Below are 12244 nucleotides of genomic sequence, written 5' to 3'. Positions count from 1 at the left end.
GTTCTAAGGAACAGCTCCTCGATCATTGCCTGGGGATTCCCTGCACCGCTGGGGAAACCACAGAAATTTCCATTATTCAACCTGGAGGCGGAAGTCTCTTGGCTGAAATGAAAGTGACAGAAATTCCTTGGGATGATGAAATTGCCTATCTTGCCTCACTGAGAGACATCACTGAACGTCATCATGCCCAGCAGCAATTACATCATCAGGCGTTTCACGATTCCCTCACCAATCTTCCGAATCGGGCCTTATTTCTAGACCGTCTTAAACATGCCCTACAGCTTCAAAAAAGGCAGCCCCTTTCGTCAATTGTGGTGCTTTTCCTCGATCTCGATCGGTTTAAGTTGATTAACGACAGTTTTGGTCACTTAGTCGGCGATCAACTCTTAAAAGCCTTTGCAGATCGTCTTCAGATGAACCTCCGCACCTGCGATACCCTTGCCCGACTGGGCGGTGATGAGTTTGCCATTTTACTGGAGGATTTATCCGATTCAGAGGAAGCCCTACAAATTGCTCAGAGAATTCAAGACCAGCTGCGATCTCCCTTTAAAATCATCGATCAAGAGTTATTTGCAAATGTCAGTATTGGCATTGCGTTAGATATCACGGACTACGAAGAGCCGGAGCAGTTACTCAGGGATGCAGACACCGCCATGTATCGTGCGAAGTTCCTGGGAAGAGGACGCTATGTCGTCTTTGATCCAGAGATGCGACAGGAGTCTATTAATCGGCTACAGCTCGAAAATGAACTTCGCAGAGCCTTGGAGCAGCAGGAACTCGTAGCTTTTTATCAACCCGTTGTCAATTTGGCCACGGGGAAGCCGACAGGATTTGAGGCTCTGATTCGCTGGCAGCATCCTCAGCGGGGGTTACTCTTGCCCTCACAATTTGTTCCCCTGGCTGAGGAAACCGGACTAATCGTGCAAATTGACCGATGGATCCTGGCCGAAGCCTGCCGTCAGTTAAAAAATCAGCAAATTAAGCATTGCCACTCGGAGGCATTAACCGTCAATGTGAATCTATCGAGTCGTCATTTAACCGATACAACTTTGCCAGACTACCTGACTCAAATATTACAAGATACGGGCCTAGACGCCAGAAATCTACGACTAGAGCTGACGGAAACAGCCCTGATTCAAAATTTAGAAAAGGCCACCTCCCTACTCCATCAAATTCGAGACATGCACATCCAGCTTTGTTTGGACGACTTTGGCACCGGGTATTCTTCCTTAAGTTACCTACATCGGTTTCCGGTGAGTTGTCTGAAAATTGATCGCTCATTTGTGTGTAACATGCACTCCAAGCTGGAGAATTGGGAAATTATCAGAACCATCATTACCTTAGCCAATACCTTAGGGCTCGATACCGTTGCCGAAGGGATAGAAACCTATCAGCAGTGTTCCCAGCTCAAGAGCTTGGGATGCTCGAAGGGGCAAGGATATTTCTTCTATGAGCCTTCGGCGCTATTGATTACTTGAGGGCACTCACTTTCTCCAAAACACGGCTTCGTTGTTGATCATTTCCAGGAAGGGGCGGGGAAATATAATACTGTCTTCTGCCTTATTCCAGGCTTTGCCGTTGCAATGACCTGACTGCTAAATCCTGTTAGGGCACTTTGAACCTGCATCCGCACAGTCTAATCATGACAATCATTAACAATCATGATTAGACGCATCTCTCATCAGCGGCTATGATCGTTAACATATTGTCATACCCCAACCCACCCAGAACCCATGTCCGAGATTGTGCCTCGCCGTCCCGCTAGCCCTGCCCCTTCCTCCAGTGGTTTGTCTAAGCTGCCAGATTTACCCCGTCGTGTTCCGGGCCGACCCAAGCCAGGTCCTTTGCCGGGAAATCGTCCCATTGTGACCAGCAATCGCAACCCGCGAGAGGACGATGAATTTATGGGATACATTGACTAAATTTTAACGGCCAAAATCTCAACAAATTTAGGCCTAGCCTTTGTCCGCTGGAATTCAGGCCATCACGCTCTTTCAAGCTGTCGGGCCTAAAAAATTCTGTGCAAAGAACCCGCCAGGTTTTCCTGGCGGGTTCTTTGCGTTTGAACGGGATTGGGGGACGGATCTCTCTGGCTATTGATTCAGCCTCCAGTTTGCTAACAGTAGATATTGCTGCGATCCAGAATAATTTCACCATGGTCGGGGACCCAGGCAACCCAGGTATTTTCAGACTCTTGGCAGAGGAGCTTTGCATCCTCAGCACTGTATTCATTCGGGGGCTGAAGCATTTTGACCCAGGCATCGCGGTTGTAGGTGATACGGCAAACCGGATACCCCTCCGGGTTCAGATCGGCTGTTGCCTCCGATGCAAGGGGTTGGACAGAATAGGCTGTGGGCAAGGACATGAACGTTCTCCTTTACCAGATCAAGGAACGGCTGAATTGTGAACGAGAATTAAAGCAAGACGCATTTTGTCTGTATTCAATGTTACAGAACTAGGGAGCGATCGCCCCTTTTCGCGCAATAAATTTACAAACTCTGACAATTGATCGGGGGGCTTAAGATTTTGTAAGCCTGTTCACGCCAGGATGGCGACGGCGCGGATGTCCCCCCTAATCCCCTCAGGATGGGGCTGCCAGCCTATACTTGAAGTGCAGACCTACTCCCCCGCCGGGTGAAGTCTATTGCCATGGGATATTGCCTTAATCAGGACTGTGAACGTCCAGACAACCCAGATCATGCGGAATTTTGCATGAACTGTGGCGCTCCTTTGACATTGCGGGACCGATTTTCCATTATTCGCCCCCTGGGGGAGGGCGGACTGGGAAAGACCTACCTGGCCCAGGACCGCGATAAATTCAACGAACCCTGCGTGGTGAAGCAACTGAAGTATCAGCCCCAGGGCACCGCCACGGACCAAAAGGTAATCGAGTTGTTTTGCCGGGAAGCGCAGCAGCTTATGAACCTGAGGGATCATCCGCTCATTCCTGAGTTGTACGCTTATTTTGAAGAAAAGGGGGGGTTGTACCTAGTTCAAGAATGGATCGAGGGGCAAGATTTGCAGCAGGAACTGCAGGCAGGATGCTTTTCGGAAGACAAAATTTGGGATCTACTCCAGAGTATTCTGCCCATTTTGGCCTTCATTCACGAGAGAGGTGTAATCCATCGAGATTTAAAACCGGCTAACCTCATGCGCCGACGCCTCGATGGTCGTCTGATGCTGATTGACTTTGGCGTGTCGCGACAATTATCCCAGGGAGTAACTCAAATTCAAACTGGGACCATTGTGGGTACGCCGGGGTATGCTCCCTATGAACAAATGATCCAGGACCCGGAAAAGCCTGGCCCCAGTAGTGATTTATATAGTTTGGGGGTGACCTGCTTTGAGTTGATCACCGGGGTGGCGCCCTACCCCTTAACTCTGGAGGTTGGATATCACTGGGTAGATCATTGGCAACAGTATCTGAAACAGCCCCTGAGCCCGCACCTGACCGGGATCATGGATAAACTCCTAAAAATTAAGTCTTCGGATCGATTTCAGTCCGCAGCTGAGGTGTTGAGGGCTTTGCAGCCGGAGGGCTGCGATGGCGAAGGGGCTCCTTCGCCCCTCGGGGGAAAGCCGAGGGAACGTCCTTTATCTCAGACTCTCCAGGCCCCGGTGTGCCCCTCCAACGCGGTCGGAAAAGGTCGGCTATTTTTACGGTCGCCTCTGCAGTGGCTTGGACTGGTTCTCGGGGTGATCGGCGTGGGGGGATTAGGCTTTTGGGGTTGGCAAGAATTGAAGCCCTCTCTGCGCCCGTGGCTGGGAGAGAATCTCCCCACTCAAGGGGATCCGCTCAGATCTCCCCCAGATCCATCGGGGGAAGCCGCTGCCGCTGCGGAGGTTTGGTTTCAACGCGCCACGGAGAAGTACAACCAGGGGGATTACCCAGGGGCGATCGCAGACTATACCCGAGCCATCCAACTCGATCCGACCTTCAGTGAGGCCTACTATCGTCGCGGGAATGCCCATGCCTATCTTGATGAAAAGACCGAGGCAATCGATGACTACACCAGGGCGCTTGCCGGTGATCCTGGCAACGCGGAGGTTCACCACAGCCGCGGGCGAGCCTATGCTGATCTAGGTGAATACCCGCAGGCTATCGAGGACTATGACCAGGCCATTGAACGGCAGCCTGAGTATGGCGAAGCCTACAATAGTCGCGGCATCGCACGGTTTACCCTAGACGATAAGCAGGGGGCGATCGCAGATTACACCCAGGCCATTAACCTGAATCCTCGCAACTTCGAAGCGCTTCAGAATCGGGGCTTCGCCCACTATGCTCTTGATCAACAGAAAAAAGCCATTGCAGATTTTTCACGGGCGATTAACCTGGAGTCCAATTCTGCAGAAGCCTATTACGGGCGGGGATTGGCCCAGGCCGATCTCGATAATCCCCAGGCTGCCATGGACGACTACAATCAAGCCCTTAAGCTCAACCCGGATTTTGGAGAGGCCTATTATCACAGAGGTATTGTCCATCTTGCCCTTGGAAATCCCCGCAGTGCCATTCAAGATTTGAGTGCCGCCCTTCGCATCAATCCCGATGCCGATGCCTATTATCATCGGGGGCTAGCGCACTCCGATGCCGGTGAAGCTGCGGCGGCAATTGACGATTACACCAAGGCCATTCAGCAGGTCCCCGACTATGTGGAAGCCTACAATAACCGGGGAAATGCCTGGGCAGCAATGGGCAAACATCAACAGGCCCTTGAGGATTATTCAGAGGCTATTCGACTGAATTCTGCTTTTGCAGAGGCTTATCAGGGGCGAGGGCAGACTCAGGAGGCCCTTGGGAATTCAGCCAGGGCGATAAAGGACTATGAATTTGCGGCCAGTTTATACCAAGAACAGGGGCGAAATGACCAATATGCAGAGGTTAGATCTCGAATTCGAGCCTTATCGCCTTAATCACTCCCTATTTAGGATTAAGGTACTCATTACTGAAGTGGCGCTAGTAGCCGGGCCACGCTGACGGCCACTTTAAATCCAATCCAGCATTGCTGATATTGCTGATAATCAACGGGATGAGACTGGGCAAAATCCTGGATGAACATGGCTTCCACCTCTTGCACAAAGGTTGAGTTTATAACAAAAACCGTCACCTCAAAATTCAATCGAAAGGAACGATAATCTAGATTGACAGTCCCCACCGCCGCCATTGCATCGTCCACGAGTAACACTTTCTGATGCATAAAGCCGGGTTCGTAGCGATAGAGGGAAATCCCAGCTTGCTGCATTTCCCGATAATAAGAAAAAGAGCTTAAATAGACCAGGAGATGATCGGCCTTGGCTGGTAACAGGATGCGCACCTCTACGCCTCGCAGGGCTGCAGTCTTCAAGGCGGTTAGGATCGATTCATTGGGGACGAAATATGGGCTGGCAATCCACAGTCGATGCTGTGCAGTATGAATGATATAGCTAAAAAAATAGGTGCAGTCATCAATCGGGTTGACTGGCCCCGTGGGAAAGACCAGGGCTGTGTGATTGCCGGAGGGGGAGGGGGTCTGCACCTGCCACTGTGCCGCGGGCATCTTGCCCCTAGACCAATACCAATCCTTCAAAAACGCGAGCTGTAGACTCTGCACCGCTGGTCCCCAAAGTTGAAGATGGGTGTCCCGCCAAGCCCCAAAGCGAGGCACCTTGCCTAGATATTCATCCCCCAGATTTAAGCCCCCTGCAAATCCAGTTTTTCCATCAATGATCAGAATTTTGCGGTGATTGCGGAAGTTCATTTGGAATCGATCGCGCCAACTGCGCGTACTGCGAAAGGCGGCTACATGAACCCCCTGTCTCTGCAGCGTTTTCAGGTAAGATCGGGGCAACCGGATAGATCCTAAGGCATCACAGAGCAGGTACACCTGAACACCCCGTTGGGCCTGCTTGATTAGGGCCTGCTGAAAACGCATTCCGGTGCAGTCGTTCCGCAGGATGTAGGTTTCTAAAAAGATATAGTCTTGAGCGGTGGAAATTGCGGCTAACATTGCCGCGAAGGTCTGCTCACCATTGCACAGAAGCTGAACCCCGTTATCGCGGGTAAAGGAAATTTCCGTTAGAGACTGCGCTAATCGGTGTAATCCTGTCCAGGGATCTCCAGGAGGCTGAAGATAGTCTAAAAGCTCTTGATACCCCCGATGGACCTCGTGTTGTCGTTGTTGATAGACCTGATGGAAGGCCGCTACATATCCTTGAAACTGCCAGCGTCCTAATAACCAGTACAGCGGTAGTGCAATCCATGGAAAGGCTATCAGCGCCAAACTCCAGGCGATCGCCCCTTGGGGCGTTCTGATATTCATCACCGCATGAATCGCATTCCACAGCCCGAATCCATACAGGATCACCATCAGCCCCATTATCCAGAGGCCTAGATCACTTCCTCCCAAAACCATGTTCAGACTCCCGCTAAACCCCCTGCACAGTTTTGGATCCTGGGATCTCAAAGGTGACGACCATGGGCGTATGGTCTGAGGAGGTAAAGTTTCCGAGGACCTTGGTTCTTTGGGAATCAAGCTGTAGCCCTCGATAAAACACGTGATCCAGGGGGTCGGACCCTAAAAAACGCTTGAGCTGCTGGTGGCAGCTGGGGGAAAAGGTCACCTGCTGGAGCGAAAGTCGCATTGTGCAATCTAATAAGATCTGCATCCGCTTTGGTCGCCAGGTGTTGAAGTCGCCAGCCAAGATTAAGGGGCCTTGATGATCAGAAATTGCGGCCTCCATTTGATGGATCTGGGCCTCGAACTGGTGGGAGCGTACATAGTTAATCCCATGAATATTGATCGCGAGTAAGGTTGACGTCATCCCTGCGATGGGGTACTCGGTGATGAGAGCTGCCTTGGGGGTTTTGATCAAGGGCTCACGATGATGACTATGCAAGCAGACTTGGCTGATGCTTTCCGCGGTTGAGGCCGTCAACAGTCCGGAGGCCATCCTTCGCCGCTGATTCATCACATTCGGTGTGAAGTGCCAGTTCAAGGCAGGCAGCATCGCGCCAGCCTGACTCGCCCAGATCTGATCCAGGCCGGACCATTTTAGGGAGGCTTCCTGGAAAAAGACGAGATGAGGATCGTAGAGGCGAAGAATTGCCTGAAATTCTTGCTGCCAGCCAAGCTGGTAGTTTTGCTTCGCAATGTTCCAGTTTAAAATACAAAGATGCGGATGCAGGATGGGGACGGGGGGAGGTTGCTCCCAACTAGCCATCTGGGCCTCTGCAGGACTCAATCCTGTTAGATGTCTCCAGGTTTGCACAGGCAATAACATGCGATTCAATATTGATTCATCCCTAGATCTTGATCTTGATCCTACTGCGAACGCCCTGCACAGGCCTGTCGCTTTCTAGCGTGAGCAAGTAGAGATGTCCCTCTCCTCAGAATCTTCGCCTTAAGATCCCCCCTCTTGCGTGACGCCGGTAGGGCACTCAAACCATACAAGCGACCATGCCTAACACGTCAAAAGGGCCTTCAGGGATGTCAGTTTTCCCTGAACGCCTCATCAGTTAAAAGTTTTGCAACAATCGGGATGACAGGATTTGAACCTGCGACCCCTTCGTCCCGAACGAAACTCCTGAAAACTTCAGAAGCGCAACCTGGCAAGGTTTCTGGGTATTCTCAATAACGCCACGATCCGCACAGGATCCAAAGTGGCCTAATCTGATGCACCTCCTATCAAGATTCAGGGCCAAATAGGTGATCTAAAATCCGGCGATTCTCTAGCTGCATCCCCCGGATCTCGGATTGCATCGCGTGGATGGCCTCAAGTTGTGCGTCCTGGCGCTGTCCCATCTCAGCGATCACTCGCAGGGTTGCCTGGAACACCTCTCTAAATTCCTGGCGTTCACTGGCAGCTTGGGCGATCGCTTCCGAGTTTGAGCGGATTGCTTGGGCATTGGTCTCGACTAGCGCTTCAATCCGGTCGAGCCTATCGGGTTGTGCAGTGGCCATGGTTCACCTCCTTAGTTTTCTAAAGTTGTAATTCTGCCCCTCCATGAAGCCGGGGTTCCGGGGTTCTAAAATCTCTGAAGTGTCCACCCCAAGAGGCTTTCGACTGAAACCCCAAATGGAACCCCTAGTGAGGGTGTGGGGTTCTAAGGCTTGCCCCGGCACTCAATCATTGGTGGCGTCCTCGACTCGGAACAGATCGGACGGGGAACACTCAAGAACCTCGCAGAGTTTTGCTACTCGCACAAAGGTTTCAATTCCACCTCTATCGCGCTCCCAATTTCGAATAGTGGACGGGTCAACCCCCACCAAGTCGGCTAGGTTTCGCTGAGTCAAATCTTTCCCCTTTCGGAGTTCAGCTAGTCGTGACATATAAATTTCTCCCATGAAGACATTCTTAGCACTATACTAGCGCTAATTTCTTCACGTGAATTAGTTGATAGCGTTAAATGTTTAGCGCTATATTCCTCTCATGCAGTTGAGCAACACCGCTTCAAGCTCCTGCGATCGCCACAGCACAAAGGATTTAAAACCGTGAACACACCAGCAAATCTCTTCCCCCTCGCATGGGATCCGACTGGTGCAGGATTTGGTCGGCGATCGCCTGCCAGCAACCGTGGTTCCCCACGACCGGAATGGGGCGCTGGTCGGGGTCAAAGTTCGCCATCATCGCTAGAAAATCTTGGCGAACTTGGTAAAAGTAGTAAATGTATTGCTCGGTGGGGAAGGATGTTTGGGTGCGATCGCCCAGCAGCAAGCGAAATTCGCTCGGGCGTTTGCCTTGAATGTACTCCAGCAAGTCCACATAGCAGCAGGATTGCAAGACAAAATCTGGGTTCGGCTGAAGGGCCAGTTTGCACTCTAGAGGGATATAGCTCCATTCACCCAGGTTTGACGGTTCATCCACCCGCACGAGAAAATCAGCATAACCCAGGAAATCCCCGGCTTCCAAGGCGGCTTGATAAATCCAGGCTCGTCCAGCCTGCATGGCCGCTTGGGTGGCGCTAAAACCGCCGCGATGGTCAATGCGGCAAACATCAGTGCCTTGCTCCAAAAGAGACTGAAGGAAATTTTGCTCGTGCTCCCGGCCCAACTGCAATAGGGACTGAAGCATTTCATCCGGGGCCTCTTTCTTGGGGGCTGTATCGAGGTTTTCCAGGCTGAATCGATCCATCCAACAGGCAAACTCACTATTGACGAACTGAATCAGGTCGTGGGGGGAATAGACCAGACGGTTCGACTTATGCTGCATGGACGGATTTTCTCCACTCAATGATTAAATAGGATTATTGAGGATTAAACCCACCGAAACAAGCTAGAAATTTCAGTCTGGGTCATCACCTCTAACTCAGTCGGCAAATTCTGTGAAAATAATACAGTTTGTGGGTAAGTCTTGCTTATCTTAACCCTTGAGTCCTAGGGTAAATACAGTCGTCCTCAATTTCTCCGATATGCCAAAAGCCCGTAAAGCAAAATCTCAAAATAATGAGTCGTTAGAGCAAAAGCTTTGGAAGGCGGCGGATAAGTTACGGAAAAACATTGATGCAGCGGAATATAAGCATATTGTTTTGGGGCTGATCTTCCTTAAATATATTTATATTTCGGATGCCTTTGAATATTTGCATGAACGGTTGATTGCAGGGGAGGGAGAATACGAGGGAGCTGATCCGGAGGATCCCGATGAGTACAAGGCAGAGAATGTGTTTTTTGCACTCTCGGAGGCGCGATGGTCGGCCTTGCAAGCCCAGGCGAAACAGCCGGATATTGGTCAGCGGGTAGATGAGGCGATGGAGGCGATCGACAATTACCTCAACTGGCGGCGATCGCAGGAGTTGCCCGTGGACGGAGACTCGCCGCTGCTGCTGTCGCATTCCCGGAACAGCTATGGCCAGCGGCTGAACTACAGCGGGGTTTACAAGACTGTGAAGGCGATGGCCGTTGCTTGCTGCCTGTAGGGCATAGGCCGGTCGAAGACCATCGCGGAGATGGCGGGGGTGAGTCACTCCTTCCCCCACCGAGGGCGGCACACAATGGCGACGAATCTGGTGTTGAAGGGAGTGGATCTCATGCTGGCGCGGCAGATTACGCGGCATAAGCCCGAGAAACCGTTTGGTCGCTATTCCAAGCGAGCATTGGAGGTTGAGGCAGAACGGCAGTTTTATGAGGCGTTTGGAGGGGATTGAGGGCGATCGCTGGAAGAATTGTCGCGGCTCTGATGGATCAGGGTGCTGTTTAGCCTTTCAGACAGAGGCGGTACAATGGAGGCACGATTTCTAGCTCAGATTCAGCGAGGTCACGATGACCACGGCCAAACAGTTTTATGAGCAACCGTCCAATCTTTCGGTGGAGCCCCCCCAGAAAGACTGGCCGACGATGTATGACTTACCCAGCGAAGACCCCCAGGAGCCAGGCTTGCCGGACGAGTTTCATTACTTACAACCCCAACTCTTAAGCACGACCCTGAAGTTGCCTGATGTTCCCAAAGAGGAAATCTTTACGGGGGCAGATATGAATTTATACTATGACTTAGAGCATTCTCGGTGGTACAAGCGCCCGGACTGGTTTGCGGTGCTGGGTGTACCTCGGCTCTATGATCAACGAGATTTACGCTTGAGCTATGTCGTTTGGGATGAGCAAGCCGGACCCAGCATTGTGGTTGAACTCATCTCCCCTGGAACAGCAATGGCGGACTTGGGTGAAATCCGACGAGAGCAGAACGGGACACCGACTAAATGGGAGGTCTATGAGCAAATTTTGCAGGTGCCCCATTACATTGTCTATGACCGATACCAGGACAAGCTATGGATATTCTTGTTGAAGGACGGAGTATACCAGGAGCAAAGCATCACAGATGACCGATTTTGGTTCAATGACCTTGGCATCGGTATTGGGCTTTGGAATGGAGAGTATGAAGGGATAACGCGGCCTTGGTTACGTTGGTATGACGCGGGTGGGGAATGGGTTCTAACAGAAACAGAGCAAGAGCGATCGCGCGCTGAGCAGGAATTGCGACAACGTCAGGCGGCTGAGCGACAGGCTGAACAAGAGCGATCGCGCGCTGAGCAGGAATTGCGACAACGTCAGGCGGCTGAGCAACAGGCTGAACAAGAGCGATCGCGGGCAGATCGATTAGCGGAACGGCTCAGGGAACTTGGCATCGATCCAGATGAGGTGTGATCGGGGAGCGATCGATACAATATTTTTCAGGCAGAGACTTTAGGGGCGATCGCAGATCCGCTTCACCGAATGAGCTGAGTTTTTCTTTGTTTCTTGTTACACCTCTGACTCAGTTCTGGAACGCGATCGCAGCCTTTTCCTCGCTGCCCAAATTCTGGGAGCCTCTGAATTCCACAAACAGCATGTATTTTAGGTCTTCCCCTGTTTGTGAAGAAAATTGCGCCTAAAGGATAGCCCATAGAGGTGCGAAAAGAGTGAAAGGATAACTTTAGACACAGAATTTTATAGGCAAGCCCCTAAAATTCTAGGATCAATTACCGTCCCGTTAACAAACCTATTCAAAGTTAGGTAGCCCTGAAAGTTACCTTCTTGATCAACAATCACTGGGGGATTTGTTGCGATAGGATTACACGCACTAACATTAGAAAACTGGCTCCCAAAATCGCCGAACCTATTATAGATACTTTTGGGAGAAAATTGGCTCCCAAACTCACCAAATTGATTAGCCAAAGCATCCTCATCAAATTTGTTACAGTTAACACAGCCCAGAAAAACAATGCCTCGCAACCCATTTCCTCGAGAGCCATAAATTAGCAGTGGCGATTCTGCAAAAGCATGGTCTGCAAATATAAGAAAACTAACAGATGCGAAAAAGCCAACAATTTTTCTCATATATTTAAACGTCTGATTTTTTCTGACCACCACATTTGGATACCTTGACGTCAAGAACCCTCAAACTCTCCCAAAAAGGAGGAGATCTTGGATATAGATTCAAGAAATTTCGTAAACTCACATTAGGAGGTGAGCGTTTAAATCCTCAATCAGAAATTTATACAGAAAACAGGCTATGATCCATTACTGGCATTGGATTTTAAGATTCAGATCACCTAAGCTGCTTAGCCCCAACCTAACTTTCCATTGTCAAAATGACTAGGTTTATGATTTACTGAATACATCTTAATTAATCGAAATAACTTTTAGGATTCACAATGCTTTCTATCAATTGGCGAGTGCCTTCTTCTTGAGTTCGGCGGACAGAGTCTAAGGACTTTTGTGCAGGGTAATCGCACCTTAATCGAGTGCTCACATTGATAGGCTGAGGGATAAAATCAGCGGGTTAATGCGGGTGGACT

12 protein-coding genes, 1 tRNA gene and 1 pseudogene are annotated in these 12244 nt (G+C 50.6%); 6 read left to right on the top strand and 8 right to left on the bottom strand.

What is annotated here, in order from left to right; genetic code table 11:
* Both QQ91_RS20140 and QQ91_RS20135 read left to right on the top strand, forming a co-directional pair.
* A partial coding sequence (locus QQ91_RS20140) for a putative bifunctional diguanylate cyclase/phosphodiesterase (protein ID WP_166283520.1) occupies positions 1 to 1478 on the top strand: 1478 nt, incomplete at its 5' end.
* Positions 1479 to 1733: 255 nt separating this feature from the next.
* On the top strand, positions 1734 to 1922 hold the full coding sequence (locus QQ91_RS20135) for a hypothetical protein (RefSeq protein WP_166283518.1): 189 nt from the start codon (positions 1734 to 1736) through the stop codon (positions 1920 to 1922).
* Positions 1923 to 2116: 194 nt separating this feature from the next.
* Here the strand turns inward: QQ91_RS20135 and QQ91_RS20130 are convergent, their stop codons facing one another.
* Entirely contained in the window at positions 2117 to 2365 is a 249-nt protein-coding gene (locus QQ91_RS20130; RefSeq protein WP_166283516.1) for a hypothetical protein, read from the bottom strand.
* Positions 2366 to 2649: 284 nt separating this feature from the next.
* Between QQ91_RS20130 and QQ91_RS20125 the strand changes: the two genes are divergently transcribed.
* Entirely contained in the window at positions 2650 to 4911 is a 2262-nt protein-coding gene (locus QQ91_RS20125; RefSeq protein WP_166283514.1) for a serine/threonine-protein kinase, read from the top strand.
* 29 nt (positions 4912 to 4940) lie between these two features.
* On the opposite strand, the gene cls is transcribed toward QQ91_RS20125, so the two are convergent.
* The 6 genes from cls to QQ91_RS20095 form a co-directional block, all read right to left on the bottom strand.
* Positions 4941 to 6389 (bottom strand): cardiolipin synthase, encoded by a 1449-nt coding sequence (gene cls, locus QQ91_RS20120; protein WP_166283512.1) that lies wholly within the window; start codon positions 6387 to 6389, stop codon positions 4941 to 4943.
* Between the two features lie 13 nt (positions 6390 to 6402).
* Positions 6403 to 7197 (bottom strand): endonuclease/exonuclease/phosphatase family protein, encoded by a 795-nt coding sequence (locus QQ91_RS20115; protein ID WP_166283510.1) that lies wholly within the window; start codon positions 7195 to 7197, stop codon positions 6403 to 6405.
* A gap of 313 nt (positions 7198 to 7510) precedes the next feature.
* Positions 7511 to 7585: transfer RNA gene (locus tag QQ91_RS20110), tRNA-Pro, on the bottom strand.
* A gap of 76 nt (positions 7586 to 7661) precedes the next feature.
* Positions 7662 to 7937: a hypothetical protein gene (locus tag QQ91_RS20105; protein WP_166283508.1), complete on the bottom strand. Its 276-nt coding sequence runs from the start codon at positions 7935 to 7937 to the stop codon at positions 7662 to 7664.
* Positions 7938 to 8099: 162 nt separating this feature from the next.
* A complete protein-coding gene (locus QQ91_RS20100; RefSeq protein ID WP_236096236.1) occupies positions 8100 to 8306 on the bottom strand; it encodes a helix-turn-helix transcriptional regulator in 207 nt (68 codons plus the stop codon).
* Positions 8307 to 8460: 154 nt separating this feature from the next.
* Positions 8461 to 9186 (bottom strand): hypothetical protein, encoded by a 726-nt coding sequence (locus tag QQ91_RS20095; protein ID WP_166283504.1) that lies wholly within the window; start codon positions 9184 to 9186, stop codon positions 8461 to 8463.
* Positions 9187 to 9385: 199 nt separating this feature from the next.
* On the opposite strand from QQ91_RS20095, the pseudogene QQ91_RS20090 reads away from it, so the two are divergent.
* The 3 genes and pseudogenes from QQ91_RS20090 to QQ91_RS20080 form a co-directional block, all read left to right on the top strand.
* A pseudogene (locus QQ91_RS20090) lies at positions 9386 to 9736 on the top strand (type I restriction-modification system subunit M N-terminal domain-containing protein); the annotation flags it as partial.
* A 192-nt stretch (positions 9737 to 9928) separates the two neighbouring features.
* A complete protein-coding gene (locus QQ91_RS20085) occupies positions 9929 to 10117 on the top strand; it encodes a site-specific integrase (RefSeq protein WP_166283502.1) in 189 nt (62 codons plus the stop codon).
* 115 nt (positions 10118 to 10232) lie between these two features.
* Entirely contained in the window at positions 10233 to 11111 is an 879-nt protein-coding gene (locus QQ91_RS20080; protein ID WP_166283500.1) for a Uma2 family endonuclease, read from the top strand.
* Between the two features lie 282 nt (positions 11112 to 11393).
* On the opposite strand, the gene QQ91_RS20075 is transcribed toward QQ91_RS20080, so the two are convergent.
* Positions 11394 to 11783, bottom strand: coding sequence for a hypothetical protein (locus QQ91_RS20075; RefSeq protein WP_166283498.1), 390 nt, complete (start codon positions 11781 to 11783; stop codon positions 11394 to 11396).
* Positions 11784 to 12244 lie beyond the last annotated feature (461 nt).

It is taken from the genome of Lyngbya confervoides BDU141951, assembly GCF_000817775.3.
In the GTDB taxonomy this organism is placed as follows: domain Bacteria; phylum Cyanobacteriota; class Cyanobacteriia; order Thermosynechococcales; family Thermosynechococcaceae; genus Lyngbya; species Lyngbya confervoides.
Note: the sequence above shows the minus strand (reverse complement) of the source record. Positions and strands in the feature narration are given on the sequence as shown.

Coding starts and splice junctions, on each gene's coding strand:
- QQ91_RS20135 (WP_166283518.1), top strand. CDS start 1,734: ATGTCCGAGATTGTGCCTCGCCGTCCCGCTAGCCCTGCCCCTTCCTCC.
- QQ91_RS20130 (WP_166283516.1), bottom strand. CDS start 2,365: ATGTCCTTGCCCACAGCCTATTCTGTCCAACCCCTTGCATCGGAGGCA.
- QQ91_RS20125 (WP_166283514.1), top strand. CDS start 2,650: ATGGGATATTGCCTTAATCAGGACTGTGAACGTCCAGACAACCCAGAT.
- cls (WP_166283512.1), bottom strand. CDS start 6,389: ATGGTTTTGGGAGGAAGTGATCTAGGCCTCTGGATAATGGGGCTGATG.
- QQ91_RS20115 (WP_166283510.1), bottom strand. CDS start 7,197: ATGGCTAGTTGGGAGCAACCTCCCCCCGTCCCCATCCTGCATCCGCAT.
- QQ91_RS20105 (WP_166283508.1), bottom strand. CDS start 7,937: ATGGCCACTGCACAACCCGATAGGCTCGACCGGATTGAAGCGCTAGTC.
- QQ91_RS20100 (WP_236096236.1), bottom strand. CDS start 8,306: ATGTCACGACTAGCTGAACTCCGAAAGGGGAAAGATTTGACTCAGCGA.
- QQ91_RS20095 (WP_166283504.1), bottom strand. CDS start 9,186: ATGCAGCATAAGTCGAACCGTCTGGTCTATTCCCCCCACGACCTGATT.
- QQ91_RS20080 (WP_166283500.1), top strand. CDS start 10,233: ATGACCACGGCCAAACAGTTTTATGAGCAACCGTCCAATCTTTCGGTG.
- QQ91_RS20075 (WP_166283498.1), bottom strand. CDS start 11,783: ATGAGAAAAATTGTTGGCTTTTTCGCATCTGTTAGTTTTCTTATATTT.